The organism is Kaistia sp. MMO-174, from assembly GCF_037147815.1.
In the GTDB taxonomy this organism is placed as follows: domain Bacteria; phylum Pseudomonadota; class Alphaproteobacteria; order Rhizobiales; family Kaistiaceae; genus Kaistia; species Kaistia nematophila.
Window position 1 is genome coordinate 491,720 of the sequence record NZ_JBBCUO010000005.1, and the last position, 26,538, is coordinate 518,257.

Below are 26,538 nucleotides of genomic sequence, written 5' to 3' on the forward strand. Positions count from 1 at the left end.
AGCCTTCCCTTGAAAATCTGTCTGACGAAGAACCTGGAGCCGCTCCGGGCGAGCGCCCTTGCGCGCGCTGATGATGCGACGAATGCGCAGATCCATGACTTGGTGGCGTCGCCGCTGGCGGTGTTGCGGGCGTGGAAGTTGGTCGAGGCGACGGCGGTTCTCGACGGCCATCCGCCGGGGGCGCTTCTGACCGCGGAGATCTTCGACCAGACGATGGACCTGGCAGACCTCTCGGCCCGCATTGTTGCCAAGGCCGCCGAAACCAAAGCTTTCCTCGGCACGATAGAGAGGCGCCGCCAAGCGGCCCAAGCCGCAATCCGCGCCGCCAAAAATCCTGCCGAGATTGAAGCCGCTCTCGAGGAATTCCTGAATGGCCGCTAGCTACTATGCCGCCGGAACGATCTCGGTCGATGCCGGCACGACCGCCTTGACCTTCGTGGGCGCGGCCTTGCTGTCGGGCGCCAAGCCCGGCGACACGCTGGTCATCGGCGCCACCGTCGGCGTCATCGCCTCCATCGAGGGGAACCTCGCTGCGACGCTGGTGAAGCCATGGGCCGGCGCGACGGTTGCGGCTTCGGCTAATTACCTGATCCTACGCACGGGCGCCGACTGGCATTCGAACGTGCCGATGGCCGCGCGGCTGGCCGAGATCATCGCGGCGATCGAGGCCGGGCTACAGGTGACCGGCGCGCTGTCGATCCCCTACCTGTTCTCGACGGCAACCGCCGATTCCGATCCGGGCGCCGGCAATCTCCGCCTCGGCAGCGCCACGCAGAATGCGGCCACCGTGATCCGGGCCGATCTCGCCAATGCCGGCGGCGGCGATGTTGCCGGGCTTTTGGCGGAACTCGTCGCCTCGAACTCCGGCATCAAGAGCCGAGTGAAGATCTTCAAGACGCTCGACCCCTCCGCCTGGCTGGCATTCGACGTCACGGCCATGGCGTCGCCGGCCGGCTATCGCAACCTGGCGGTGACGCCGATCGGCAGTTCGTCGGCCTCGCCCTTCGTCGATGGCGACATCATCACGCTTATCGGGACGCCGAACGGCGATGTCGGCTCGGTGCCGAATGGGTCGGTGACGAACGCCAAGCTGGCGCCGGTTTCGCAATACCGGGTGAAGGCCCGCTTCTCGGCGGGGACGGGCGATTATGAGGATGTGCTGGTCGGCGACGGTCTCAAGCTCGACGGCACCTCGCTGCGGCTGGATTTCAGTTCGGCCTACACGTTCGCCAATGACATTCTGCTGAGCGCGCTCGGTGGCACGACGGCGGCGCCGCGCCTTTCGGGCTTCACGGGGTTTGCGGCGACGCGGGCGGCTCGGTTCATCTTCGGAAGCGGCGCGAACTCGATCCAGATGGCCTATGGCGGTCGGATGACGATCCAGTCTGCGAGTGGCCTGGTGCTGGCTGGCGCGCGCGACACAAGCCTGGTCGACTTCGACACATCGGGCGGCGGCGCCACCGACACGTCTGTGACGGTCGCCGGCAATGGCTCGAGCCGGATTGTGGACTTCAAGGTCAACGTCTCGGGGAGCGTGAAGGCGTCCATCGATGTCGACGGCATCCTGAAGACGGGCGGCATCAAGCGGCTGTCGGCGAACTTCAGCAAGACATCGGACGCGACGCTCGGGCTGATCAGCGACCTCGCTGTCAACGTCAAGGCCAACACGCGCTATCGGTTCAAGGCATGCCTTTTCGTCGATGCCGGCACGACGGGAGGCCACAAGTATGAGATGGGCGGGAGCTGCACCGCCAACTCTTTTCTGGCCCAGATCATGTCTTGGGCGACGGGCGGAACGACGACCATCATTAACTCGCGCCGCACGAACCTAGCTGGAGCCGGCGCAGGCCAAGCAGGCTCCACGAGCTACTTCACCACCATCGAAGGCATCATCGATGTCGCGACCGCCGGCACGCTGGCGCCGACCTTTGCTCAAAACGCCTCGAACGCGACGGCCAGCTCCGTCCTCGCCGGCTCCTTCTTCGACGTACAGGAAATCGACTGATGACCCTTGCCCTGCTCGCGAAGTGCCGCGTCACCGGTCCGGTTCTGAAGCCGGACGGCACTCCCTGCCATCCGGCGACGATCACCTTCACCCTGTCGCGGCGGGATCGCGACGGCGAGATCACCATCCTGCCGGCGCCGGTCGCGGCCGATACCGATGCCGACGGCAATATCGCCGTCGACCTCTGGCCGAATGCCGAAGGCATCGCCGGTACGTCCTATGTCGCGAGCGTCGCGATCGGCGCGACCGGCCGGCCGCGCACGACCTATCCACCGTTCAACCTGGTGGTGCCCGTGGCGCCGGCAGCGAACCTCTCGGAGATCACCGAGCTGGTGCCGCCGGCTTCGGTCGACGACGCGCGGGCGGCGGTGATCCTGGCGCAGCAGGCGGCGCAGGACGCGGCGAACAGTGCCCTCGCCACCGCCTATGACCGTCGTCAGACGGGCGAGGATCGCATTGCCACGGGGCAGGACGCCGAAGCGACCGCTGCCGACCGTCTGGCTACGGCTGAAGACCGGGAGGCCATTGCGGGCGCGGCCGAGGCCACCACTGCCGATCGGATCGCCACCGGCGAGGATAGGGTCGCTACCCATGCTGACGCGCTGGCCACGGCTGATGATCGGCGCCAGACCGGCGAGGATCGGGAAGCTGTCCGGCTCGATGCTCTCGCGACGGACGACAATCGTCTGCATACGGGCGAGGATCGGATTGCCACGGCCGCCGATCGCGACCAGACCGGCCAGGACCGGCAGGCTGCCGCTGCCTCGGCCGCAGCCGCCAACACCGCGAAGGAAGACGCGCAGACGGCCGCCACGGCGGCGAACGTCGCCAAGATCAACTGGCGCGGCCCCTATTCGGCAGGGACGGCCTATGTGGCACGCGACGCGGTCTCCTATGGCAATTCGAGCTGGGTCGCCAAGGTGGCCACCACCGGCAACGCGCCGCCGGCCCTGCCTGCGATCTCGAACACCTGGTGGGATCTGATGGCCTCCAAGGGTGACGCCTACGAGACCTATGGCGTCTCGATCTACCGCGCCGCCGGCATCGCACTGGGCGGCTACTACGCCGAGCGATCGGCCAGCGCCGGCAGCACGCAGGCGAAGCTGGTGGCGGAGATCATCGCCGGCAATGTCGGCGCCGAGGTCGACTTCTATGTCGAGGTGAACGGCGTCATGGCCTATGGGCCGGTCACGGTCGCGATCGGCACGCCCGTCGCGCTCTCGGGCCTCGCCATCGCGGTCGGCGCCGGCGCCAAGGTCTCGTTCGTCGTCACCCGCATGACCGGCGCCGTCACCGAGTTCTTCGCCAAGACCTATGGAGCGCTCTGATGGGCATCATGCAGTTCATGGACCGCGCGGCCCCGCTCGCGCTTGATCCTGCCATTGCGCTGCTCGGCAACGAAGAGCAGGGGCTGGCGATCGATTTCACGGCGATGCGGGGCTTTATCCGCGATCGAGTCACCGGCGCGAACAACTGGCTGGGCGATCCGAACGCCAAGCTCACCTATGCCTCGCCCTCGGCGAAGTGGATCTGGAATGCCTTCGGCGTTCTCTCCAGCGGGACGACGCTGCGCTGCGACCATAATCCGGCATCGCTCGACAGTTCCGTGACGCCTCTCAATTCGCTGGGCATCGGCGCCGGCGCGGTCGTCAACAAGTCGATCGTGCTGGCTAGCGGGGCATTCACCTATCCGGTCGGCGAGGTGGTTCGCATTACGGACGCCGCCGACATCACGAAGTGGATCCTCGGACGGGTTGTTTCCTGGACGGCGGGGACCAAGACGCTCGTCATCGCCGGCTATGCTGCATCGGCGCCGTATGTCTCCGCCTCGAGCTGGAAGGTGATCGTCGCGCTCGGCATCCGCGTCGAGAGCCAGCGGACGAACCTGTTCACCGAAAGCTACTTCCGGAATGGCATCTCGGATGCGCCCGTGCGCTCCAACGTAACCGCGTCATCCTTCCCCAAGCTAGGGAACAACACGGGGCTAGCCTTCGCCGCTGATGGCTTGCAGGCTTACGCCTACAAGGTGTTCGCCCTGACGGCCGGCACGATCTACACGCTGTCCATCTTTGTCGAGATGGACGATGGGCTTGGCCCTCCGCTTTTTGGTTCGGATGCGGCGTCGGCTGCGAGCAACGATTTCGGCCTGAACATCGACGGCACGTCCAACCAGAACCTTAGCAATGTCGTTCAAAATCTTGGCGGCGGTTTGTACCGAGTTTCGTATACCCGGACCGCCACCGCAAGCGGGAGCAACATCGGGGTCATTCGCGCAGCAGCTAACCGTCAGCGCGCGTTTCGGATTTCTGGTTTTCAGCTTGAAGTCGGCGGTTTTGCAACGTCCTATATCCCGACCACCACAGCGCAGGTCACGCGGGCGGCGGACAAGGTGACCCTGCCTGTTACGGCTTTCCCGTATTCCTCGTCCGTGTCGGTGCTGACACAGGACATTCGCCCCCTACCGGGAGCGATTGCCGGAGATACTGTGGGCATTTGGAGTGGGACCAACGCAAATATCCTGTCGGGATATCAGCAGAACGGATCCGCGGCTGTGATGACGGCCAGGGCGGCCGGTGCAGGCGTGTTTACCCAATCTCTCGGGAACCCGCCTGCCAACGCGTTCTTCCGAACTGCGGTTCGTTACCAGGTTGGCAACGCCGCAGGTATCGTGACGAGTAGGTCTCTGGTCTCGCCAGCCATGGCAATAATGCCATCCGGCCTAACGGAGTTGGTGCTCGGTGGGCAGAGCCTGGCCGCCTCACCAAACTATTGGATCAGAAATCTTCGATACATCCCTCGGGCAGCGTCTGATACGGAGCTTCAGGCATGGGCGGCATGATCCAGTACCTCCTCTGGGCTCCCGACCGCGCCGCGTTCCTCGATGCTATGGCGGTCTACCTGAACCCGGTCACCGGGACGCCACTGGCCACGGTTGAGGGCGGCGAACTGATCCCGTCTGATTGCGTCCGCATTGACGAGATCGGGCCGATCTATACCGCGACCGATGGCGAAGAAGAGCCGCACGTCATCGCCGGCTGGCATGTGAACCTCGTCGCGATCGGCGCTCTGGCGAATCTGCTTGTTGCGGGCCGCCCGGCCGAGGGCGATGTCTTCGCCCGCACCCGCATCCTCGACCTGCTCAGCAACATGGAATGGGTGCCGATTTCCGAGATCGGCGTGCCGCAGGGCTGGGAAGGTCCGAGCGGCGTGCGCATCTTCGACCCGGCCGTCGTGGCGACGCCGGCGCGCGTCTGGGCGTAGCAATGGAGAACCCGCCGGCCGCTGCGCCGGCCGACGGGTTCAACGGGCACTGCGCTGGCATGCCGGTTCCAGCGCTCCGATCCCAAGTCGGAGGGGTCCTCTCTCGCGCCCGATACTCTGAACAACACGGATGAGGCCCGTCCGTTCCAAAAGAAGACCCGCCGGGGATGAGCAACCGGCGGGCGGAGTAGTTTCAGCCAGGCGCCTTCAACTAGCGCGGGCGGCGCCTCGTTCAACCCTTCCCCTGCCAAAACATCGGAGAGATGACATGACCGATCCGCGCTGGATCGCGCAGGCGCGCGGCTATCTCGGCCTTCGCGAAATCGCCGGCGGCAAGCACAACCCGAAGATCCTCGAATGGTGGAGTGCCATCGGCGCCTCCTGGTTCAAGGACGACGAGACGCCTTGGTGCGGCGCCTTTGTGGGCGGTGTGCTGTCGGAGACGGGTATCGGGCCGCCGGCGCGGGGCGCGGGGGCGTCTGCGCGGTCCTGGCTGAACTTCGGCGTCAAGCTGGACCGACCGGCCGTCGGCGCCATCGTGGTTTTCGAGCGCGCCGGCGGCGGTCACGTCGGCTTCGTTGTCGGCAAGGATCAGCACGGCAACCTGATGGTGCTCGGGGGCAATCAGGGCGACGCTGTCAATATCAAGCCGTTCGCGCCTTCGCGCGCGCTCGGCTATCGCTGGCCCTCGACCTATCCGCTCGAGGAGCGGTTCAACCTGCCTGTGCTGACCAGCGATGGCCGCCTCTCCCGGAATGAGGCCTGAGATGGCGCCTCCGATCTCTCGGCCGTCCTGGCGGGTCCGCCGTGCGATCATCGTCGGGACGCTGATCTTCTGTGCGCTCGAGATCCTTTATCTCACCATCTGGGGGCAGGACACGGACCTCGCCGAGACGATCGCCAACGGGCTGATCCTGCTCGCCGGCTCAGTCATCGCCGCCTACGTCTTCGGCGCGACCTGGGACGACAAGAACTTCATGGCGCTCAGCCGGGGCGGAAGACGCCCGCGCTCTGATGCACCTGCGGCGACGGAAGGGGAGCGCGAATGATCCCGTCCGTCTTCGGCCTGAAGGGCCTTGCGGTCGCCGTGGCGGTTGGGTGCACCATCGGCGCCTATGCCGGCTATCGCGTCACCGATGCCTTCGGCGAGGCCAAGGCGCTTCGCCTCGAGCGCAAGCAGCTGCAGGACGACCTCGACGCTGCCAACGAAACCATTGCCCGAAATGCCCGCCTTGCGGCGGGCGTCCAATCCATCGCGATCGGCGTCAACCGCGCGATTTCCCATCTCAGAGAGGTTGCCAGCGATGAGGCGCTTACGCGCGACGATCCTGCCTGTCGCTATAGCGACGATGAGTTTGGCCGGGTGCAATCACACATCGACCGCGCGGCCAGAGCCGGCGAGGGTCTCTCTGGCGCCGCTCGCCCCTGATCTTCGTGAACCGGCGGCGCCACCGGCCGCGAGCCGCAATCCGCAGGTCATGGCGAACCGGGCGATCGATGCCTATGGAGCCTGCACCGCCAAGCACGCGGGCGTGGTGGCCGCGTATGATCAGGTCGCGATCGAGCTGGGGGGGGCGCGGAGGCGATGAAGCAGCCGGAGCTCGAACCGCTGGCCGAGCGCTATGGCGACCTGCCGGAAGAGACACGCCGCATGCTGGAAGAGCTTCGCCCGGATGAGGTCGCATTCCTGCAGAAGCTGATTCGGGTGATGATCGGCTTCGGGACCGTGGGCAAGTTCCTCGGCCTGGTGGGTGGGGCGATCATCGGCTTGGTGATCGGCCTGCCACTGCTGATCGATGCACTTATGCGGATCTGGAGCTGGTTTCCCCATAGGGGGCCCTGACTGAGGTGGGCGTGCTAGCCGCCGGTCCGGTGCTTGCTACCTAGGCAAAGACACCAAATTGTTCGCGCCATCTAGTGCTGAATCCCAGAGTGCGCAGCATCGTGAAGCTATCACACCATTTGACATCGACACTGTCGCAAACGTCAGGAATATGGCGATTGGCGCGGCGCTTAGTCGGTTTCGAGACCTCAGTTGTGACGACGACTCGTTGGTCGCGCGCCGCCATTGCTGAGGCAATCAGGAATGGATCGTTTCCCATCTCTAGCAGTTCGGACTCGTTAAGATCCGGCGCGTAGCCCCGTTCTATGCATTCCCGCACCAAATCGACGTTGGTCTGTTCATCGAGGCAGACCTTGGCCTTGCGATCCTGTTCGCGCAGCCAATCGCCCACGTCGTCTGTAACTTCCTCGAAGATCTCTAGGGGCATCTTCAGGCGGCCCTCGGCGCACATGTGCTCTAGCCATTCCCAGAACTCAGGTACGCCGTCGAGCGGATAGTAAAGGTTGTTGGCGGTGATCAAGACACTGGCGTCCAACAGATAAAGCAAAATTGGCCCCTATGCTGCCTGCCAAGGGGAGCTGGCACCGCTGATTAACGGGTAGACGTTCGATGGCTTCACCGAGAGGATGCGAGCCGCCTTTGTCGGGGAAAGAGCCCCACCCGCCATCATGCGGCGTGAAAGCTCAACTAGACGCTCACCAAGTCTATGGCGCCGCACGATGTAGTAGTCTGGGCCGGTTCCGCCTCGTTTTGCCTCCCGGGCTGCCGCGCGATGCCGCAGCCAATGCTGGCGGAATGCGCCGCTTATCTCAGCCCATTGGTCTCGTGAAATGATGCCGAGGCGCCAAAGCTTGTACGCCACCATCGAGTGGCTAACCTCGCTCCGCGAAGCGATTTCGCCAATTCGTGCCATTATTTCTTCGATAGATCGCTCTCCGATTCCGCGTTCGCGCTCGATTTCGGAATCCGGCAGCAGAAAAGCGCCAGCCACATCATTGCAGAATTTTTCGACGGGCAACGAGGGGTTTGCTCCGCTTACGCCGCTTTCGCCGATCCAGATATGGGCTAGCTCGTGCAGAAGGGTGAAACTCCAAGCCCTATCACTGTCTTGATCATTGATCGCTATGAAAGGGGCAATTGGGTCAGCTAGTGCGAAGCCTCGGAAGAGCTCTACATCCACCGCCGTGTGGTGGCTTCCAAGATTACCTACGAGCAGCACAAATACGCCGACATCCTCGGCACGTTGGCGCAGGTATGCAAAGCCCTTGGCCGCCGATCGGTCCCCACGAATGCCCTTACAGAACTGCTCTCGGTCCAGGCCCAACGTCTCGACGATAGAAGCGAGCACCTTGCTGGCGCCATCGCGCATTGACATCGAGCCAACGAAGGGAAGTTGCACAGCTTCATCTTCGGCCTCCAGCAATGCCCGAACCATCTCCTGACGCGCCTTGACGTCTCGAAGCAGGGCGTCAACGAGTGCGTCATCGCGTCGGGTGTGGTCGGCTGGCAGTGTCCTGAAGTCGTGCCCGCGGTCGCTCACTTTGGGCGGCTCTGCGAGGTAGAACGCGATCAGGGGACGGCGATATTGCTGAACCATCTTGAGAAGCAGAGGCCTTGTCGGTTCTCCCACGCCTTGCTCGAGGGCAATCAGACGGTCAATAGCGCTCTCGCCGCGAGCATCATTGATGCCGAGCTTCGCGACAGCCTCTTCTAGAGAGAGGCCCGCGGTTTCCCGTGCCCATCTCAAGATCTCTGGGTTGACCTGTGGCATCGTGTCGGCGGACCTGGACCGCTCTCCAACCTAAATAAAGTGTTAACGCGCACGATTTGCGCGGGTTCGTCAACAGTCGCATTCGATGATTGTCAAACCGTAAAGCCCATTTTTGTTCGTTTTGGCTCGATCTACGCCCTCTTCCGATCCGTTGGAACGTCGAACATCACGCTGATCTGACGGCAGCCGCAGCTAGGGCATTTCAGCCGCTGCGGTAGCATGGAAATCGGAAAGTCCCTGCCGCGCGTCCAGAGCAGCGTTCCCATGTCGATGTCGATGTTTCTCAAGCAGGGGCGAGTGCCCTTCTTGGTGCTGGCGTCGCGACCGAGGCAGCGCGCCTTGACGCGCCAGCCGGCCGACCATGCCTGTCCCAATGTCTCGATGCTCATCGGCCTATCCTGCGATGGGGTTTTGTTCCTATTTCGTTCTCTTGTGAGACGGAGTCAATCTGCCTGCGGTTGAGGCGATCTGTCGGGCTGGCCTGCTGGTGAGAATCGGATAGTAGGCGGGCCACAGCAGGAGGCCCCATGGTTGAGATCACACGTCGCACCTTCGTCGAGGGAAAGAGCATCATCGCCGAAGAGCAGGATTTCAAGTCGCGCGAACTGTCGCTCGATGTCCGCGGGTGGAGCTCCTATTGCTTCTTCCTGACAGGGCGCTCCGCCGACGATTGGCAGACCGAGATCCGCAAGAAGCTGCCGCAGGCGACGATCAGGGCGATCGAGTCGTTGCAGCCTCCAGGTGTGTGGCTGAAGGGCCCCAGGTGGGAGCTTGACGCTGCGATCGTGGCGCTCAAGCTCTAGGCGAAAACGGAAAAGGCGGCGCCTGTTCGGAGCCGCCTCTATCCCGTTCCCGTCCGCCCGGTTGGGAACGTCCATCAACGATATCAATGGCCCAGAGAGCCTACGAATCTGGGGGGCAGGAGTTCGAATCTCTTCGGGGGCGCCATTTCCCTTGTTTGCTTAATGACGTCGTGGCGCCATTTCGGGCGCTTTTATCGTTTCGGTCCGGCGATACTTCGGGCGGCTTGGCGGCGCGTCGACGACCGACCTGCCGTAATCCGCGGCCTCTTCGGGAGTTCCGGATCGCGCCGCCTTAGCCCGCCGGCTGGAATTCGCGGGCAATGTCGGCGAGCGTCGTTGCCCCGAACTCCTCGGCCAGCACGGCTTCCGCGCGGCTCATCGCATGGGAGAGTCGGGCATTGACCGCGCGTTCGACGGGGCAGGCCGGATGATCGGCGGATAGCGCCAGCGTGAAGACCGAGGCGTCGGTCAGGGCGCGGTGGACTTCCAGCACCGTCAGGTCCTCGGGCGCGCGCAGCAGTCGCCAGCCGCCGCCGGGACCTCCCTCCGACGAAACGATCCCATGCTGCTTCAGCTTGGCCATCGTGCGGCGCACGACGACCGGATTCGTCTTCAGCATCAGCGCGATGGTGTCGGATGTCTCGGTTCCTCCGAGAAGCTGCATGTGGACGAGCACATGCAGCATCCGGGAAAGGCGGCTGTCGCTTCGCAAGGCGGTATCCTCGTCTGTAACTGATCTTGTTACGGATTATTGACTCGTCCGAATGTGTAACTTATGTAGTTTCGCATACGAGGTGTGGCACATGTTGAGACGGACATTTTTGGCCAGTCTGGCCGGGGCGGCTTCTTCGGCTCTGGCGTCGGTTCCCGTCCGCAGCGCCACCGCGAAACCACCCGCCAGGCCGGAGGATAGGATGCAGCATCGGTTTATCGAAGCGAATGGGATCCGGATCAACATCGCGGAGCAGGGCGAGGGGCCGCTGGTCCTGCTGTGCCATGGTTTCCCCGAGACATCGCATGCGTGGCGGCATCAGATCGCCGCTCTGGCGGCGGCGGGCTTCCACGTCGTGGCGCCGGACATGCGCGGATATGGCGAGACGGACAGTCCCGCCGACCCCGAGGCCTTCACGCTGTTCCATCTCGTCGGTGACATGATCGGCATCCTGGATGCGCTCGGCGCGCCGACGGCGATCATTGCCGGCAATGACTGGGGCGCGAGCGTCGCCTGGCAGGCCGCGCTGATGCGCCCAGACCGCTTCCGCGGCGTCGTGGCGATCGGCGTGCCGATGATGGGACAGCCTCCGGTTCCCCCGACCCGGATCTTCCCGCAGACGGCCGAGGCGCTGTTCTACACGCTGTATTTCCAGGAACCGGGCGTGGCCGAAGCGGAGTTCGGGCGGGACGTGCCGACGACGCTGCGCAAGCTGCTCTATGCGGCGTCGGGCGACGCGGGGCCGCGCGTGCCCGGCGACGGCACGCCGAACCCGTTCGGCATGGTGTCGCGAAAGGACGGCCTGCTTGCGCCCTTGCCGCTGCCGAATGCCTTGCCGAATTGGCTGACGGAGGCGGATCTGCAGGCCTTCGTCGCCGCCTTTGCCCGGAGCGGCTTCCGGGGCGGCCTCAACTACTATCGCAACCTCGATCGAAACTGGGCGTTGCAGGCGGCCCTGAAGGGCAGGACCGTCGATATTCCCGCGCTCTACGTCGTGGGGGATCGCGATGTCGGGCTGAGCATGCCGGGAATGCGGGAGATCGTCGCTGCCATGCCCACCTTGGCGCCGGGGCTCGAGCCGCCTCTGTTCCTCGAGGCCTGCGGCCATTGGGCGCCGCAGGAGAGCCCCGAACGGGTAAGCGCCGCGATCATCGAGTTCGCGAGGCGGCACTCGACCTAGGGCCCTGCCGCCGGGCGGATGCCGGGCTGCACCGGCGGTTGCGATCGGCCCCGGGGTCGATCGCAATGGTCCGTCTCGTCCTGCTCCCCGCCCCGGACGCCGTCACACCTTGCTCAGCGTCCTGAGCTGGCGGGCGCGCTGGGCGCGATAACTGAACAGGATGAGGGCCAGGAAGGTCATCGCGAACGGGATCGTCTGGATCAGTTCGCCCGGGATCCAGCTGAACAGGTTCGGGATGACGATGGCGAGCGCCTCAAAGATGCCGAACAGCAGCGCCGCGAGCATGGCGCCGATCGGGTGGCGCGCGCCGAGCAGGACCGCGCCGAGCGCGATGAAGCCGCGCCCCGAGGTCATGTCGCGGGTGAAGCCGATATAGTTGAACATCGCCAGCTGTGCGCCGCCGATGCCGGCGAGCGCGCCAGACGCGATCAGGCTCCAGGTGCGGACCTTGTCGACGGGAATGCCGGCCGCCTCGGTCGCGGCCGGATATTCGCCGACGCCGCGCAGCCAGAGGCCATGGGGCGTGCGGTAGAGGAAGAACCACACCGCAAAGACCATGAAGACCGCGAGCCAGGACAGGATCGAATGCCCCGAAAGCAGGCTGGTGAGCGTCGGGCCGATCGCGGGAATGGCGGAAAGGAACGACAGGTCGACGGCCGGAACCGCCTTGGAGACGAGGTTGATCGAGGTGCCCTTGTCGCCGCCCGTCGCCTGCGCCAGCGCGAACACCGTGCCGCCGGTGGCGAGGATGTTGACGGCGAAGCCGACCAGGATGATGTCGGCCTTGAAGCGCAGGTGGAACAGCGCCATCAGCGCGCCGAGCAGGGCGCCGGCGCCGACGCCTGCCAGCACCGCGACATACCAGGGCGCATAGACAGAGACGATGACTGCGGTCAGCGCCGCGATCAGCATCATGCCCTCGAGCGCGACGTTGAGCGCGCCGGAGAGATCCGAGATCAGGCCGCCCAGCGTCGCGAAGAGCAGCGGCGTGGTGGTGCGCACCACGGTGACGAAGAAGGCGGCCGAGAAGACCGTGAGCAGGAGCTCGATCACTTGGCGGCCTCCGCGCTGGCAACGGCATGGGCAGGGCCGCCGATGAGGCGCGCCAGCAGCTTGCGGCCGGGCAGGGTGAAGGACGAGGCCACCAGCAGGATGATGATCGCCTGCACCACCGAAATCATTTCCATCGGCACGTCGGTGCGAATGCCCATCAGCTGCGCGCCCTGGCGGAGATAGCCATAGGCGAGCGCCACGACCGGCACGGCGAGCGGCCGGCTGCGCGCGACGATGGCGATCAGGATACCCTCGAAGGCGAGGTTGCCGTCGAAGTTCTGCGCCAGGTTGCCGAAGGCCCGGCCCTGGACGAAGACGGCGCCCAGGAGGCCGCCAAAGGCGCCGGCGACCGTCATGGCTGACACCATGATGAAGCTGGAGCGGATGCCGGCATATTCGGCGAAGCCTGGATTGTGGCCGACCAGGCGCAGCTTCAGGCCCCAGTTGGTGCGATAGAGCAGGAACCAGACCAGGAGCGTCGCCACCAGGGCGATGACGATGCCGAGGTCGAACCGCGTGCCGGGGATGATGGCGGGAAGGATGGAACCCGGCGGGAATTTCGCCGTCATCAGCTGGCCGGTGCCGGCCGGCGCGAGATGGGCGCGGATCAGATAGTTGACCACCAGGATGGCGATGTAATTGAGCATCAGCGACGAGACGATCTCGCTCGCGCCGAAGCGCGCCTTGGCATAGCCGGGGATGAAGCCATAGGCGGCGCCCGCGAGCATCGCGGCGGCCATGGTGAGCGGAATGGCCAGCGGCGTCGCGCCGATCGGCGACAGCGCGACGAGGGCGGCGAACAGGCCGCCGACATAGACCTGGCCCTGCACGCCCATGGAAAACTGCCGCGCCTGGAAGACGAGGCTGAAGGCGAGGCCCGTCAGCGTCAGCTTGGCGACGTCGTCGATCCAGAGGCCGATCGTGCGGCTCGACGTCAGCGGCGCGGTCAGCAGCGTGCGGAACGCCTTGGCGGGGTCGGTGGAGGTGGCGAGGATGACCAGCCAGGCGACGAGGAGCGCAATCGCCAGGGCGGTGATCGCGCGTCCCGCTTCGCGGCCGAACGTCGCCAGGCGGGAGGGGGAGGAAGCACTCATTGCAGGGCGGCCCGCATGGTTTCGGGTTCTTGGGACGTGAGGCCGAGCATGTAGGCCCCCAAGGTTTCGGCGTTGAGATCGTCATGGTTGACGAAGGCGGCGACGATCTTGCCGCGATAGAAGACGACCAGCCGGTCGGAAAGGGCGAGAAGTTCGGAAAGATCGGCCGAGCTCAGCAGCACGGCCGCGCCGCCGTCGCGCGCGGCGGCGAGCGACTTCCAGATGAACTGGGTCGCGCCCAGGTCGACGCCGCGCGTCGGCTGGTTGACGAGCAGCAGCTTCGGCTGCTCGGAAAGCTCGCGCGCCACCACCACCTTCTGCATGTTGCCGCCCGAAAGCGTGCCGACGGCGAAGCCCGGACCGCCGGCTCGGACCGAATAACGCTCGATCAGCGCCAGCGCATGCGCCTTGATGGCCTTGAGATCGAGCAGGCCCCTGCGGACGAAGCGCCTGTCGGCGAGCCGGGTCGCGACGAGGTTCTCCGCGATCGTCGCGCCCGTCGCCAGGCCGCGGGCGATGCGGTCCTCGGGAATGCTGGCGACGCCGCGCTCGCGCCGTTCCAGGACGCTGAGGCCGTTGAGCCGGCCGCCGTCGAGGCGGATGTCGCCATCGGCGACAGGGCGCAGTCCGGCGACCGCTTCGAGAAGTTCGGCCTGGCCATTGCCCTCGACGCCGACGAGGCCGAGGATTTCGCCGGCATGCACCTTGAGATCGAGGCGCTCCGCGATGACGGCGCCGCTCTCCGCCTCGATCTTCAGTCCCGAGATCTCGCAGGCGACGGCGCCGCGGCCCTCGGCGCGATCGACGCGGAGCGTGATCTCGCGGCCCATCATCATGGTGGCGAGGCTGTCCTCGGTGACTTCCCTGGCGTCGACGGAGCCGACGGTCTTGCCGGCCCGCATGACGGTGATGCGGTTGGAGATCTCGAGCACTTCCGGCAGCTTGTGCGCGATGAAGATCACCGTGCGGCCCTGCGCGACCAGGGCGCGCACGGCGACGAAAAGCTCCTCGACTTCCTGCGGCGCCAGCACGGCGGTGGGCTCGTCGAGGATCAGGATGCGCGCGTCGCGATAGAGCGCCTTCAGGATCTCCACGCGCTGCTGCTGGCCGACCGGCAGCTGGCCGACTGGCGGCAGCGGATCGACGGCGAGGCGGAATTTTTCCGACAGCGCGCGCACCTTCCGGATCGCTTCCTCGCGGTCGAACTTGATGCCGGCGCGCGGCTCCGAGCCGAGCACGACGTTCTCGTAGACGGAGAAGGACGGCACCAGCGAGAAATGCTGGAACACCATGCCGATGCCGTGGTCGATCGCCTCGCGCGGACCGGCGAAGGAGACGGGCTTGCCTTCGAGGCGCAGCTCACCCTTGTCCGGCTGCTCGATGCCGAACAGGATCTTCATCAGAGTCGACTTGCCGGCGCCGTTCTCGCCGACCACGGCGTGCACTTCGCCCGCCTCGATCGAGAGATTGACCCCGTTATTGGCAACCGTCCCGCCCGGATAGGTCTTGCCGATGGAGATGGCTTCGAGCAGCGGCGCCATGCCTTTGCGTCCTTCGCGTCAGAAAGAAGGGCTCCGCCTGGAGGCGGAGCCCGACCTATCACTTCATCGCCGTTTCGACGACGATCTTGCCGGAGATGATCTCGGCTTCCGCCGCATCGACCGCGGCGCGCACATCGGCCGGGACCAGCTTTTCGTAATAGCTGTTCTTGGCGATGCCGACCGCGCCGTCGGCGAGGCCGAGCAGCAGGTTGGTGCCATAGGGCGCGGTACCGGCGAGCGTCTGCTGCAGGGCGGTGTAGAGCGAGTCGCCGACCTTCTTCTCGACCGAGGTGAAGATGACGGCGGCCTGGGCCGGGTCGCTGCCTTCGAAGATCAGGGCCTGGTCACTGTCGACGCCGACGGCCAGCTTGCCCTTGTCGCGGGCGGCCTGCAGCGCGCCGATGCCGGTGCCGCCGGCGATCGGGAAGACGATGTCGACGCCCTGGTCGAACTGGGCGAGCGCCAGTTCCTTGCCCTTGGCGGGATCGGTGAAGGTTCCGGCAACGGCGCGGGTCACCTGCACGTCCGGATTGCCGGCCTTGGCGCCCTGCTCGAAGCCGACGGCGAATTCGAGGATCGTCGCGCCCTCGACGCCGAGGATCTCGCCGATCTTGCCGGTCTTGCTGATCTTCGCCGCCGCGAGGCCGGCGAGGTAGGCGGCCGTCGAGACGCGGTAGTTGATCGCCAGGATGTTGCCGAACTTGCCGCCGGAGAAATCGGGCGCGTCGTCGAAGATGATGAACTTGGTGTCGGGATATTCGGGCGCCAGCTCGGCCATGAAGCCGGTCATCTCCCAGGTGCCGGCGATGACGACGTCAAAACCCTGGTCGGTGGCGTCGGCGAGCGCCGGCTGCCAGCGGCCGCGATCGAGGCCCGCCTCGATGACGGTGACGTCGACCGGCAGGTCGGCTTCCGCCCGCTTCAGGCCGGCGGCGGCGCTGTCGAGGAAGCTCTTGTCGCCGAGCGTGCCGTGCACGACCAGCGCCACCTTGAGCCGCTTCGGGCTGTCCTCGGCCTTGGCGGCCGATCCGGCCGTCGCCGCGATCAGGCCTGCTGTCAGCAGGCCGCCGAAGGCCCGGCGCGAAAGGGTGGTCTTGATCATCGAGGAACTCCTGTGGACGTCGTCATTGGATTGGCAAGGCAAGGGCTGGGTGAGGGCGGGGCGGGCGAGGGGCGGCGGCATGCATACAGGCTTCCATCAGCCTATGGGAGCGGCCGGAATTCAAGCCATACGTCGTTCTCGTCCTCAACAAGGCATGGCCGGCCAAGGCCGGGCCGGCTTCGGCTAGCGCAAAGCAAGGACCGTGCCGCTCATGGCGCCGGCGAATTTCAGCGCGAGCCTCGCCGGAAGGGCGAGGAGAGCCGCCGCTTCCCTGCCGGCCTTTGCGGCCGATCGCCGGTCGTCAGGCCCGCTTGCGGGCGGCCTCGACGCGCGACCAGAACGACTGGTAGGTCACGGAGTAGTCGGCCTTGATCTCGGCGAGCGGCCGCCGCAGCAGCTTTCGGTCGGCGACAAGCTGTTCGCCGGCGACCCAGCTGTGGCGGACGTCGCGGCCGCTGCCGGAATAGACCAGCAGGGTCTCGATATCGGGGGCTTCCGAATAGCCGGCGCCGGAGACGTCGATGGCGATGACATCGGCGGCCTTGCCGGCCTCCAGCGAGCCGATCTCGTGGTCGAGCCCGAGCGCGCGGGCGCCGTCGATGGTGGTCATGCGCACCAGTTCGCGGCTGGAAATCGGCTGCGCCTTGCCCTCGCGATGCGAGGCGACGAGGCCGGCGACCCGCATCTCGGCGATCATGTCATAGGCATTGTTGGCGGCGACGTTGTCGGTGCCAAGCGCCACGACGACGCCGGCTGCCTTCAGCTTTACCGCCGGGCACATGCCCTCGCGGCCCGAGCGCAGGCCAGCCGTGGCGCAATAGGCGACGGACGCTGCCGGCGCCGCGGCGAAGATCGCGATATCCTCCTCCGAGAGGTCGAGGCAGTGGGCGGCGTGCACCCGACCGGCGAAGAAGCCGTCCCGCTGCAGCGCCTGCGTCGCCGTCAGCCCGTAGCGCGCGAGCGTTTCTTCATTGTCCTCGGGGCCGCATGCCATGTGCAGATGCATGCCGCATCCATACTCGACCGCGAGATCCACTTCGGCGCGCAGAAGCGCCTCCGAATTGTCGACATAGGGCGCATGCGGTCCGAACCAGGGCACGATGCGCCCGTCGCCGGAGCGCTGCCGCTCGATGAAGGCGGCGGCGTTCTTCAGTTCCTCGTCGCCACGCGCCTCGTCGCCAAGCTGCACGATGCCATAGGCGATCACAGAGCGGAGGCCCGCCTCGGCGACGGCGGCGGCGATCTCGTCGGCGAAGAAATACTGCTCGCAGAAGGTCGTGGTGCCCGAGAGCGCCATCTCGGCGCAGGAGAGCGCCACGGCCGGGCCGATATCGGAAGAGAGAAGCGACAGTTCTGGCTCGCGAATGGTGTTGTACCAGCCTTCCATGGTCAGCAGGCTGTGACCTTCCGAGCGACCGCGAAACAGGATCATGGCCGAATGGGTGTGCGCGTTGACCAGGCCCGGCATCACTACATGGCCCGGCAGCGACAGGACCCTGTCGAAACCCGCGTCGTCCGGGCAAGTCGACATAGGACCCGCACCGGTGATGCGGTCATCGACCATGGCGAGCCAGCCTGCAGGATGGACGGTGTTTTGGCTGTCGACGGTCAAAACAGTCGCGTCGCGGAGAAGAGTAGAACCCATTTGACCTACTATCGGGAAACCGTTCTAGATAGGAAGCTAAAGCCACTTCGACGGAATTTTGTCAAATGCATTCAAGGGCATACTATTCGTCTGCGCAGCATTTCGCCGCCATGACCATTCTTTGGGCATAGCGCCTTGAGCTCCAATCCGTTCAAGGCCGATCCGGCCATTCCGGCCCGTCTCGCCAGCCTCGGCCCCGAGCTGCGCGAAGCGGTTCAGCAGGCGGCGAAGGGCGTGCTGGCGTCTCGCGCGCGTGCGCCCCTCGGCAATGAAGGCAGTGTGATCCCCCGTGCCGTGGCGGAGGATCTGATCGGGCGGTTCCAGCTTTCATCCGTGCGGGAACTGATGCTGCTCCTGCTCGACGTCGCCAAGGGCTATGCCCACCCGTCGATCTCGGATTTCCATGTCGGCGCGGTCGGGCTGGAGGCGGAGACCGGCAATCTGATCCTCGGCGGCAATGTCGAGTTTCCGGGTTCGCATCTCGGCTACACGCTGCATGGTGAGGGCTTTATCGTCATCCGCGCCATGAGCCGTGGCGCCAACATCTCCACGCTGGCGATCGGCGAGGCGCATCCCTGCGCCCATTGCCGCCAGTGCCTGGCCGAATATGCGCGAAGCGGCGAACTGGAACTGATCGACCCGCTCGGCCATACGCTGTCGCTGGCGCAGCTCTATCCCTGGCCGTTCGACCCGGCCTATCTGGGCGAACCGGGCGCGGTGCCGGGACGGGTCCTCTGGCCCGAACTGGCGTTCGAGGCGTCTTCCGGTCATCCCGAGGCGGCAGCCTTGCTCGCGGTCGGCCGCTACAGCCATTCGCCCTATAGTCGCTGCCCCGGCGCAGTGGTGCTGACGCTCGCCGACGGCAATCGCGTCAGCGGCATCGCCATGGAGAGCGTCGCCTTCAATCCGACGATCCAGCCCATCCAGGCCGCGATCGTCAATCTTCTCGCTCATGGCTACGGCCATGCGGATGTGCGCGAGGCGGTGCTGGGCACGGTCATCGGCGGCGCGGTCGACTATTCGCGTTCGACGGCCGAACTGCTGGCGAGCCTGTCGCCCGATATCCGATTGACCGTTCTCGGTTGGCGGGGCTAACCGGGTGCCGGGCGCGTTCCGGATCCCAGGCCGTCGGGTCGGCGGTACCCTCTTTTCTATTTGCCGGCGATCCGCTAGCTCAATTGGTATCACGGGGGGAATTCAATGACGCTCGCAGTTACTCTGCTTCTGATTGGCCGCATCATTCTCGGCCTGTTCTTCGTTATCGCCGGCATCCGCAATTTCGCGAATTTCGCCAATGCCAGCGCGACCGAGACCAATTACGGCTTCAAGCTGCCGGCGGCGCTGGTGGCGCTGGGCTTCGCCTCGCAGCTGGTGGGCGGTCTCTCCGTCGCGCTCGGCATCCTGCCCGGCTGGGGCGCGGCGCTGCTGATCCTGTTCCTGATCGGCGCGACCTCGCTCTTCCATAATTTCCTGCTGTTCCAGGGCGAGGCGCGCAAGCCGCACCTCTACCTGACGCTGGTGAACTCGACGCTGGTCGGTTACTGCCTGATGGTGATCGGCCTCTCGCTCTGAGCGCGGGCGGCGATCGGCTTTCTCCTTCGGGGCGTGCCTTGTCGGCGCGCCCCGATTTCGTTCGGCCGTCCTTCAGTGCGAGACCGAGCCGGAGAACAGGTTGACGATCAGCACGCCGGTGATGATGAAGCCGAGGCCGACCAGCGCGGCCGTATCGAGCGTCTGGCGGAACAGCACCAGCCCGATCGCCGAGATCAGCACGATGCCGAGCCCGCTCCAGATCGCATAGGCGATGCCGACCGGCATCGTCTTCAGGACGATGGTGAGGAAATAGAACGCCGCGCCATAGCAGGCGACGGTGCCGAGCGTCGGCAGCAGCCTTGTGAACTGCTGCGTCTGTTGCAGCAGCGTCGTGCCCATCACCTCGCAGGCGATGGCGATTCCAAGCGACGCATAGGTGGCAAGCGGCGTGCTCATGCCGGGCTTCTTTCGGGTTCGGTCGTCATGCGGATCAGTCGGTCGCGCAGGACGGCGCGGTCCATGCGCAGCGCCGGGTCCATGTCGCAGAGGTCGGACAGCCAGATGCCGTCGGCGGCGTAGCGCACGATCTCCAGCATCGGCGCCGAATCCGTGTCGGCGTGGCGGGCGAGCCGCGCGCGATACCAGTCCGACCACAGGCGGCGCAGCGCCGGGTCTGTCATCATCGAGATCGACAGCGCGCCCCAGGGGCTCGGCGCTTTCGATTCCATCAGCCGGATCGCCGAATCGACATAGGCGCGGGTGAAGCGGCCGGGAACGACCGGGTCCGCCGCCAGGATCGCGTCGATCTCCGCGTCGAGCTTGTCGAGAAGGTCGGTGAACACCCCCTCGATCAGCTTTTCCTTGCTGGCGAAGTGATGGAACAGGCCACCCTTGGTAACGTCGGCCGCGTCGGCGACGGCCTGGATGGTCAGCGACGCCAAGCCGGTCTCGACGGCGAGACTCGCCGCGCAGTCGAGGAGCCTGCGGCGGACCTGTTCGGGCTGCTTCTTGCGTTCATGGGCGCTAGTCATGATTTAAACATACCGAATGGTCGGTATGTCCGCAAGGGTTGGGAAATCGGCGATGGCATCGGGTTGCCGGATGGTGGGGGGGCGGCGCGGCACCGATCAGTTTACCCAGCGGCCGCTGTCGATCCGACGCGGTGCACGCCGACGATCTCCTGTGCGGGATGACGAAAAAAGAGCCCGGCAGGAAGTCCGACCGGGCTCTTCCGGGTGAGGGTGGCTTTGCGCCTTAGTCGTTCAGCTCGGTGTCCGGCATCGAGACGAAGATCAGCACGCAGATGATGGTGATGAAGAAGCGGAAGGCCGATTCGATGCCGTTCCAGGTCTGCGACATCCACATGCCGAACCACTCGCCGCCGATCGACAGGAAGGCGACCTGCCAGACGAGGAAGCCGAAGGCGAGGCCGCCGATCGCCCACTTCTTCGAGCGGTTGAACGAACGCGCGTCGGCGCCGAGGCGGCCGAGCATGGCGAAGGTGCCGATCCAGCACAGGATCGCCGTCAACGTCTCGGCGGCGATGATCAGGATGTAGAACGCGTGGTGCAGCGTCGGGCTGGTGATGGCGCGATAGTGGATGGTGGCGTTCGGGAAGATGGTGTCCATCAGCAGGACGTGGCGCACGAACTCGAAGTTCGAGCCATAGTCGGTGATGTTGCCGAAGGCGACCAGCGTCGCGAAGAAGGCAATCGAGGCAGTCAGGGCCGTCTTGCTGAGCCGTGTGATTTGCATTGGGCTTTCCTCTCCAAAGAAAGCGGAAAGAAAACACGAATCATCTACTGAGCGGTAAATGCCGATCAACTTGGAACGCTTCGAGATTTTCGGAGCTGCCAACTTACCCAGCGTCGCGCTGGGTCTCGGCTTGCCTTTCCGCGCCGGGCCGTCAGCGGTAGCCGGTCGCGTCGGCGGGTTTTCCGGCTTCCTGCACCTCGGCCAGATAGCGGAAGGCATCCGGCCGCGAGCCGTCGAGATCGGTGAAGCCATAGGCCTCGGCCAGTCCGCCGCTTGAAAGCGACTGCCCGTTCCAGCGCGCCCGCTCGGGGTCGGCGGCGAGTGCTGCGACGGCGCGGCCGACGAAGCGCGGCGTTTCCGAGATGACGAAATGCGGCTCGGCCGCGGTGGCGTCGCGCCAGTTGTTCTCGCGGACCCCGAAGGTCTCCAGCATGATTTCCGAGCGCATCCATCCCGGCGTCAGCGACACGGAGGTCGCGCCATGTGGGGCCAGGTCCTGGGCATGCGCCCAGCCCATGCGGTTCACCGAGGTTTTGGCGAGATCGTAGAAGGGCGACAGCCGGTAATGCGTGGCGTTGTAGTCGGCGGTGCCGTCGGTGACCTCGACCAGCAGGCCGCCCGGTCGTTCGATCAGCAGCGGCAGCGCGAAATGCGCGGTGATGAGGTGCGTGTCGATGGCGAGCCGCAGCAGGCGCAGGCCGTTGCCGAGATGGTGCTCCCAGACCGGCTTGTTCCACTCGAACAGATTTTCGCCGCCCCAGATGTCGTTGACGAGGATGTCGAGCCGGCCATGGTCGCGGCGGATCCGTTCGACCAGCGCCTGCACCTGCTCGGGCTCCAGATGGTCGGTCGGGACCGCGATGCCATGGCCGCCCAGCGCCGTCACCAGCTCGGCGGTCTCCTCGATCGTCTCCGCGCGCTGGTACTCGGAAAGGCGGTCGCGCGTCGTGCGGCCGGTGACATAGACGGTGGCGCCGGCAGCGCCGAGCTCGGCGGCGATGCCGCGGCCGGCTCCGCGCGTGGCGCCGGCGACCAGGGCCACTTTTCCCGTCAGCGACATGGCGTTCTCCTGCGATTCGATGCGCACCTGGGCTGGTGCGGCGTGGAGTTTCTCTATATAAATGATTGTTCGTTTATAAAAGGAAGTCAACATGCCCCGCCACAAGGCCATGCCGGACGAGACGGTGCTGGAAGCGGCGCTGGCGCTGATCCATGAGCGCGGCCCGGAGGCGTTGACCTTCGAGAACCTGGCCCGTGCCTGCGGGCTGTCCGGATCGACGCTGGTGCAGCGCTTCGGCAGCAAGGCGGCGTTGAAGCAGGCGGCGCTGATGCAGGCCTGGGACGGGCTCGATGCCCGTACCGCCACGCTGGCCGCCGCCGTGCCCAGGAGCCCGGCCGGCGCCATCGCTCTACTGGTCGGGCTTTCCGACTTCGGCGAGATCGAGGCCTATGCCGAGGGATTGCTGGTATTGCGCGAGGATCTGCGCGATCCGGAATTGCGGGCGCGCGGCGCGCGCTGGAAGCAGGATCTGGCTGCTGCGCTCGACGCCTGCTTTATCGGGACGCCGCGCGCGCCGGCCGAGATCGGCCAACTGATGGCGGCGCAGTGGCAGGGTTTGCTGATCTGGTGGGGCTTCGATCCGCAGGGCTCGGTCGCCGAGCATGTCCGGCATAGCCTGGTTCGCTTCGTCGCCGCGCTGCTGACGTCTGAACCCGCCGCCTGAATTCCACCTGCGAAGCCTCGCCGTCGAGGAAGCGATGGCGCTCCGCCCTGGCCGGTGGCAGGTTAGCCCGATCCAACAGGCGTGCCTGATTCCGGAGGGGGCGGCGCGCCGAGAAAATGAGCCGGTGGGCGGATGCGGGCAGCAAGCCGGTCGCCCGCTTGGCGGCAAACGCTACAGGGAGAGACGGGCATGGCGGAACTGGCGGGCAAGGTGGCGATCGTGACGGGCGGCGCCACCGGCATCGGATTTGGCGGCGCCGAGGCGCTGGCGAAGGAGGGCGCGACGATCGTGCTCTTCGGCATCGACCAGGCGGCGCTCGACAAGGCGGTCGCGAAGCTCACGGCAAGCGGCGCCACCGCGCATGGCGTCGTCGGCGACGTTGCGAACGATGCCTCCGTGGCGGCGCTGGTGGCGGAGACGGTGGAGAATTTCGGCCGCATCGACATCATCGTCAACAGCGCCGCGATCCAGCCCTATGGCACGGTCGAGACGATGGGCGAGGCGGAGTGGGACCGCGTGCTCGGCGTCAACCTGAAGGGCACCTATCTCACCGCCCATCACGCGATTCCGGTCATGCGCAGAAATGGCGGCGGCGCGATCGTCAACATCGCCTCGGTGCAGGGCATCGCCTGCCAGACCAATGTCGCCGCCTATGTCGCCTCCAAGGGCGGCCTGCTGGCGCTCACCCGCGCCATGGCGCTCGATCACGCCAAGGACGGCATCCGCGTCAACGCCGTCTGCCCCGGCTCGATCGACACGCCGATGCTGCGCTTCGCGGCGAGCGAGAATCTCGACGGCAAGACCGAGGACGAGGTGATCGCGTCCTGGGGCCTGGCGCATCCGATCGGCCGCGTCGGCCGGATCGAGGACGTCGGTGCGATGATCGCCTTCCTGGCCGGTCCGCGCGCCGCCTTCTGCACCGGCGGCGAATACAAGGTCGATGGCGGCCTTCTCGCCAAGATCGGCGTCGTCCTGCCGGATTGAGGGTGGGCGAACGGAATGAAAAAGGCCCCCGGCGATCGTCGCCGGGGGCCTTTTGCTATCCGCGATGTCCCGGGCCGATTACTCGGCGTCGGCGCGCAGCAGGCTGATGCCGTCCTCGGTCAGCACATAGCCGGCGACGCGGGTCTTGACCAGGCCGAGCTCGATCAGCTTCTGCACGGCCTTGCCGTTCAGGCCGACATAGGGGCCGGGGCGGGAGACGCGGGCGAGCGTCTTCAGCTCGATTTGGGAAAGGTCGGACTTGGAAACGGCCATGGCGCTGATCCTCTTGATGATTGGCCGCGGACAATAGCGATAATTCCGACCAAGACTAGCGCTGCGCCGAGAATTCGTGAAGCGCGGCCGGCGGATCGCGGTTTTCGCGGCTAATCCGGTGGTTATGGCCCCCTCCCGGGCAGGGAGAGGGCGGTTGCTTGGTGGAGCGGCCTATTCGGCGGCCTCGAGCAGGCCGCGCTTCTTCAAAAGCGCCGAAGGCTCGGGATCGCGGCCACGGAAGGCGCGATAGGCCTCTTCCGGCTTGCGGCGGTTGCCGGCCGCATAGACGTAGTCCCGGAGCTTCACAGCGACCTCGGGCGCGAAGATGTCTCCCGCCTCCTCGAAGGCGCCGAAGCCGTCGGCGTCCAGCACTTCCGACCAGAGATAGGAATAATAGGCCGAGGAATAGCCGTCGCCGGCGAAGACGTGCTGGAAGTGCGGCGAGCGGTGCCGCATCACCATCGCCTGCGGCATGCCGATCTCGTCCAGCACCTTCTGCTCGAAGGCCGAGGCGTCGAGGCCTTCCGTGTCGTCGAGCAGGTGCAGTTCGAGATCGACCAGCGCCGACGACACGTACTCGACAGTCGCAAAACCCTGGTTGAAGGTGCGGCTGGCCATCAGCCGTTCGATCAAGGCCTTCGGCATCGGCTCGCCGGTCTTGTAATGCAGCGCGAAGCGCTCCAGCACGTCCGGCTGCTCGAACCAGTGTTCGTAGAGCTGCGACGGGAACTCGACGAAGTCGCGCGCCACATTGGTGCCGGCGATGCGCGGATAGGTGACGTCGGAAAGCAGCCCGTGCAGGCCGTGGCCGAATTCGTGGAACAGCGTGCGGGCGTCGTCGAAGGATAGCAGGGTCGGCTGGCCCTCGGCCGCCTTGGCGAAGTTCATCACGTTGACGATGATCGGGCGGATGTCGCCGGCGAGCTTTTCCTGGCCGCGATAGTCGCTCATCCAGGCGCCCGAGCGCTTCGAGGAGCGGGCGAAATAATCGCCGAGGAACAGGCCGACCGGCTGGCCCGCGCGGTCCTTCACCTCGAAGACGCGGACATCCGGGTGATAGACGGGCACGTCGAAGCGCTCGGTGAAGGTGACGCCGAACAGCCGCGTCGCCGTGTCGAAGGCGGCCTCGATGATCTTGTCGAGCTGCAGATAGGGCTTCAGCTGGCTCTCGTCGAGATCGAACTCGGCCTTGCGGCGTTTCTCCGAATAGTAGCGCCAGTCCCAGGCGGCGATGTCGAAAATGCCGCCTTCCGACTGCGCCAGCGCCTGCAGCGCCTCGCGCTCGGCGATCGCCTGGGCGCGCGCCGGCTTCCAGACGGACCGGAGCAGGCCCATCGCCGCTTCCGGTGTCTTCGCCATCGAATCGTCGAGGCGGAAATGCGCGAAGCTCGGGAAGCCCAGCAGCTTCGCCCGCTCGGCGCGCAGCTGCACGGTTTCGGCGATGATGGCGCGGTTGTCGGTCTTGCCGGCCTCGCCGCGCGCGATCCAGGCGGCGAACGCCTTCTCGCGCAGGTCGCGTCGGGCGGAAAACTGCAGGAACGGCTCGATCGACGAGCGAGACAGCGTGATTACATGCTTGCCGTCGAGGCCGCGATCCCTGGCCGCCTGGGCTGCCGCATCGCGCAGGAAGTCGGGCAGGCCGGCAAGGTCGGCCTCGCCCTCGAGCGTCAGGCTCCAGCTCTTCTCGTCGGCGAGCACGTTCTGGCCGAAATTGGTGCCGAGCGTCGCGAGCCTTTCGGCGATGGCGCCGAGGCGCGTCTTGGCTTCCGGCGATAGGCCCGCGCCGGCGCGCACGAAGCTGGTGTGATAGCGCTCCAGCACGCGCGCCTGCTCGGCGTCGAGGCCGGCATCGCCTGCCTTGAACAGCGTGTCGATGCGGTCGAACAGCCTGGCGTTCTGGTAGATGCCGTTGCTGTGGCGCGCCAGCACCGGGGCGAGATCGAGCTCGATCGTTTCGAGTTCGTCATTGGTGTGCGCGCCGGTCAGGTTGAAGAAGACGTTGGCGACCCGGTCGAGCGAGCGGCCGGCCCGCTCTATCGCCGCGATCGTGTTGTCGAAGGTCGGAGCCTCGGCATTGTCGGCGATATCAGCGATTTCGGCTTCGTGTTCGGCGATCGCCGCCTGGAAGGCGGGGGTGTAGTGGGCGGGTTCGATGGCGGCGAAGGGCGGGACGTCGAACGGCGTGTTCCAGGGCGCGAGAAGCGGATTTTCAGCGGTCATGCGGGCCTCGGTCAGAATGAGCTGGTCCAGACATGGAGG

30 protein-coding genes are annotated in these 26,538 nt (G+C 65.9%); 15 read left to right on the forward strand and 15 right to left on the reverse strand.

Annotation, left to right across the window (positions count from 1 at the left end; translation table 11 throughout):
• Positions 1–9 precede the first annotated feature (9 nt).
• The 9 genes from WFK98_RS20260 to WFK98_RS20300 all read left to right on the forward strand — a co-directional run bounded on the left by WFK98_RS20260 (position 10) and on the right by WFK98_RS20300 (position 7,109).
• On the forward strand, positions 10–381 hold the full coding sequence (locus tag WFK98_RS20260) for a hypothetical protein (protein WP_336801488.1): 372 nt from the start codon (positions 10–12) through the stop codon (positions 379–381).
• Complete coding sequence (locus tag WFK98_RS20265) at positions 371–2,005, forward strand: hypothetical protein (RefSeq protein ID WP_336801489.1); 1,635 nt, start codon at positions 371–373, stop codon at positions 2,003–2,005. Before WFK98_RS20260 ends, WFK98_RS20265 begins: the two co-directional genes overlap by 11 nt.
• On the forward strand, positions 2,005–3,333 hold the full coding sequence (locus tag WFK98_RS20270) for a hypothetical protein (RefSeq protein WP_336801490.1): 1,329 nt from the start codon (positions 2,005–2,007) through the stop codon (positions 3,331–3,333). Before WFK98_RS20265 ends, WFK98_RS20270 begins: the two co-directional genes overlap by 1 nt.
• Entirely contained in the window at positions 3,333–4,844 is a 1,512-nt protein-coding gene (locus tag WFK98_RS20275; protein WP_336801491.1) for a phage head spike fiber domain-containing protein, read from the forward strand. The genes WFK98_RS20270 and WFK98_RS20275 overlap by 1 nt, the downstream gene beginning before the upstream one ends.
• Positions 4,841–5,266 carry a hypothetical protein gene (locus WFK98_RS20280; RefSeq protein ID WP_336801492.1) on the forward strand — a complete coding sequence of 142 codons (426 nt, stop codon included), beginning with the start codon at positions 4,841–4,843 and terminating at the stop codon, positions 5,264–5,266. Before WFK98_RS20275 ends, WFK98_RS20280 begins: the two co-directional genes overlap by 4 nt.
• Positions 5,267–5,534: 268 nt before the next feature.
• Positions 5,535–6,032: a TIGR02594 family protein gene (locus WFK98_RS20285; protein ID WP_336801493.1), complete on the forward strand. Its 498-nt coding sequence runs from the start codon at positions 5,535–5,537 to the stop codon at positions 6,030–6,032.
• 1 nt (position 6,033) lies between these two features.
• The gene (locus WFK98_RS20290; protein WP_336801494.1) at positions 6,034–6,315 is read left to right on the forward strand and encodes a hypothetical protein; all 282 of its coding nucleotides are present in this window, start codon (positions 6,034–6,036) and stop codon (positions 6,313–6,315) included.
• On the forward strand, positions 6,312–6,695 hold the full coding sequence (locus WFK98_RS20295; RefSeq protein ID WP_336801495.1) for a hypothetical protein: 384 nt from the start codon (positions 6,312–6,314) through the stop codon (positions 6,693–6,695). Before WFK98_RS20290 ends, WFK98_RS20295 begins: the two co-directional genes overlap by 4 nt.
• Before the next feature lie 156 nt (positions 6,696–6,851).
• Complete coding sequence (locus WFK98_RS20300; RefSeq protein WP_336801496.1) at positions 6,852–7,109, forward strand: hypothetical protein; 258 nt, start codon at positions 6,852–6,854, stop codon at positions 7,107–7,109.
• A 40-nt stretch (positions 7,110–7,149) separates the two neighbouring features.
• Here WFK98_RS20300 and WFK98_RS20305 read toward each other — a convergent pair whose 3' ends face one another.
• The 3 genes from WFK98_RS20305 to WFK98_RS20315 all read right to left on the reverse strand — a co-directional run bounded on the left by WFK98_RS20305 (position 7,150) and on the right by WFK98_RS20315 (position 9,269).
• Positions 7,150–7,656 (reverse strand): DUF4411 family protein, encoded by a 507-nt coding sequence (locus WFK98_RS20305; protein WP_336801497.1) that lies wholly within the window; start codon positions 7,654–7,656, stop codon positions 7,150–7,152.
• Positions 7,657–7,665: 9 nt separating this feature from the next.
• On the reverse strand, positions 7,666–8,880 hold the full coding sequence (locus WFK98_RS20310; RefSeq protein WP_336801498.1) for an XRE family transcriptional regulator: 1,215 nt from the start codon (positions 8,878–8,880) through the stop codon (positions 7,666–7,668).
• Between the two features lie 131 nt (positions 8,881–9,011).
• Entirely contained in the window at positions 9,012–9,269 is a 258-nt protein-coding gene (locus WFK98_RS20315) for a hypothetical protein (RefSeq protein ID WP_336801499.1), read from the reverse strand.
• Between the two features lie 138 nt (positions 9,270–9,407).
• On the opposite strand from WFK98_RS20315, the gene WFK98_RS20320 reads away from it, so the two are divergent.
• Positions 9,408–9,683 carry a hypothetical protein gene (locus WFK98_RS20320; protein WP_336801500.1) on the forward strand — a complete coding sequence of 92 codons (276 nt, stop codon included), beginning with the start codon at positions 9,408–9,410 and terminating at the stop codon, positions 9,681–9,683.
• Between the two features lie 292 nt (positions 9,684–9,975).
• Here WFK98_RS20320 and WFK98_RS20325 read toward each other — a convergent pair whose 3' ends face one another.
• Positions 9,976–10,395, reverse strand: coding sequence for an Rrf2 family transcriptional regulator (locus WFK98_RS20325; protein WP_336801501.1), 420 nt, complete (start codon positions 10,393–10,395; stop codon positions 9,976–9,978).
• Positions 10,396–10,597: 202 nt separating this feature from the next.
• Between WFK98_RS20325 and WFK98_RS20330 the strand changes: the two genes are divergently transcribed.
• Positions 10,598–11,575 carry an alpha/beta fold hydrolase gene (locus WFK98_RS20330; protein WP_336801502.1) on the forward strand — a complete coding sequence of 326 codons (978 nt, stop codon included), beginning with the start codon at positions 10,598–10,600 and terminating at the stop codon, positions 11,573–11,575.
• 102 nt (positions 11,576–11,677) lie between these two features.
• Here the strand turns inward: WFK98_RS20330 and WFK98_RS20335 are convergent, their stop codons facing one another.
• The 5 genes from WFK98_RS20335 to WFK98_RS20355 all read right to left on the reverse strand — a co-directional run bounded on the left by WFK98_RS20335 (position 11,678) and on the right by WFK98_RS20355 (position 18,010).
• Positions 11,678–12,628 carry an ABC transporter permease gene (locus WFK98_RS20335; protein ID WP_336801503.1) on the reverse strand — a complete coding sequence of 317 codons (951 nt, stop codon included), beginning with the start codon at positions 12,626–12,628 and terminating at the stop codon, positions 11,678–11,680.
• The gene (locus WFK98_RS20340; protein WP_336801504.1) at positions 12,625–13,722 is read right to left on the reverse strand and encodes an ABC transporter permease; all 1,098 of its coding nucleotides are present in this window, start codon (positions 13,720–13,722) and stop codon (positions 12,625–12,627) included. Before WFK98_RS20340 ends, WFK98_RS20335 begins: the two co-directional genes overlap by 4 nt.
• The gene (locus WFK98_RS20345) at positions 13,719–15,263 is read right to left on the reverse strand and encodes an ABC transporter ATP-binding protein (RefSeq protein WP_336801505.1); all 1,545 of its coding nucleotides are present in this window, start codon (positions 15,261–15,263) and stop codon (positions 13,719–13,721) included. The genes WFK98_RS20340 and WFK98_RS20345 overlap by 4 nt, the downstream gene beginning before the upstream one ends.
• A gap of 58 nt (positions 15,264–15,321) precedes the next feature.
• Positions 15,322–16,365 (reverse strand): BMP family ABC transporter substrate-binding protein, encoded by a 1,044-nt coding sequence (locus tag WFK98_RS20350; protein ID WP_336801506.1) that lies wholly within the window; start codon positions 16,363–16,365, stop codon positions 15,322–15,324.
• A 301-nt stretch (positions 16,366–16,666) separates the two neighbouring features.
• Positions 16,667–18,010, reverse strand: coding sequence for an amidohydrolase family protein (locus WFK98_RS20355; protein ID WP_336801507.1), 1,344 nt, complete (start codon positions 18,008–18,010; stop codon positions 16,667–16,669).
• Between the two features lie 135 nt (positions 18,011–18,145).
• On the opposite strand from WFK98_RS20355, the gene WFK98_RS20360 reads away from it, so the two are divergent.
• Positions 18,146–19,105 carry a hypothetical protein gene (locus tag WFK98_RS20360; RefSeq protein WP_336801508.1) on the forward strand — a complete coding sequence of 320 codons (960 nt, stop codon included), beginning with the start codon at positions 18,146–18,148 and terminating at the stop codon, positions 19,103–19,105.
• A gap of 105 nt (positions 19,106–19,210) precedes the next feature.
• Positions 19,211–19,582, forward strand: coding sequence for a DoxX family protein (locus WFK98_RS20365; RefSeq protein WP_266336954.1), 372 nt, complete (start codon positions 19,211–19,213; stop codon positions 19,580–19,582).
• A gap of 72 nt (positions 19,583–19,654) precedes the next feature.
• Here WFK98_RS20365 and WFK98_RS20370 read toward each other — a convergent pair whose 3' ends face one another.
• The 4 genes from WFK98_RS20370 to WFK98_RS20385 all read right to left on the reverse strand — a co-directional run bounded on the left by WFK98_RS20370 (position 19,655) and on the right by WFK98_RS20385 (position 22,358).
• Positions 19,655–19,999, reverse strand: a complete 345-nt coding sequence (locus WFK98_RS20370; RefSeq protein WP_266336955.1) for a DMT family transporter — start codon at positions 19,997–19,999, stop codon at positions 19,655–19,657.
• Positions 19,996–20,574: a TetR/AcrR family transcriptional regulator gene (locus WFK98_RS20375; RefSeq protein ID WP_336801509.1), complete on the reverse strand. Its 579-nt coding sequence runs from the start codon at positions 20,572–20,574 to the stop codon at positions 19,996–19,998. Before WFK98_RS20375 ends, WFK98_RS20370 begins: the two co-directional genes overlap by 4 nt.
• A gap of 223 nt (positions 20,575–20,797) precedes the next feature.
• Complete coding sequence (locus tag WFK98_RS20380; RefSeq protein WP_336801510.1) at positions 20,798–21,298, reverse strand: DUF2165 family protein; 501 nt, start codon at positions 21,296–21,298, stop codon at positions 20,798–20,800.
• Between the two features lie 151 nt (positions 21,299–21,449).
• Positions 21,450–22,358 carry an SDR family oxidoreductase gene (locus WFK98_RS20385; RefSeq protein ID WP_336801511.1) on the reverse strand — a complete coding sequence of 303 codons (909 nt, stop codon included), beginning with the start codon at positions 22,356–22,358 and terminating at the stop codon, positions 21,450–21,452.
• 91 nt (positions 22,359–22,449) lie between these two features.
• Between WFK98_RS20385 and WFK98_RS20390 the strand changes: the two genes are divergently transcribed.
• Together WFK98_RS20390 and WFK98_RS20395 are read left to right on the forward strand one after the other, a co-directional pair.
• The gene (locus WFK98_RS20390; protein WP_336801512.1) at positions 22,450–23,022 is read left to right on the forward strand and encodes a TetR/AcrR family transcriptional regulator; all 573 of its coding nucleotides are present in this window, start codon (positions 22,450–22,452) and stop codon (positions 23,020–23,022) included.
• A 189-nt stretch (positions 23,023–23,211) separates the two neighbouring features.
• Complete coding sequence (locus WFK98_RS20395; protein ID WP_336801513.1) at positions 23,212–24,006, forward strand: SDR family NAD(P)-dependent oxidoreductase; 795 nt, start codon at positions 23,212–23,214, stop codon at positions 24,004–24,006.
• A 78-nt stretch (positions 24,007–24,084) separates the two neighbouring features.
• Here WFK98_RS20395 and WFK98_RS20400 read toward each other — a convergent pair whose 3' ends face one another.
• Positions 24,085–24,279, reverse strand: coding sequence for a hypothetical protein (locus tag WFK98_RS20400; RefSeq protein ID WP_336801514.1), 195 nt, complete (start codon positions 24,277–24,279; stop codon positions 24,085–24,087).
• Between the two features lie 171 nt (positions 24,280–24,450).
• Entirely contained in the window at positions 24,451–26,499 is a 2,049-nt protein-coding gene (locus WFK98_RS20405) for a M3 family metallopeptidase (RefSeq protein ID WP_336801515.1), read from the reverse strand.
• Positions 26,500–26,538: the final 39 nt, after the last annotated feature.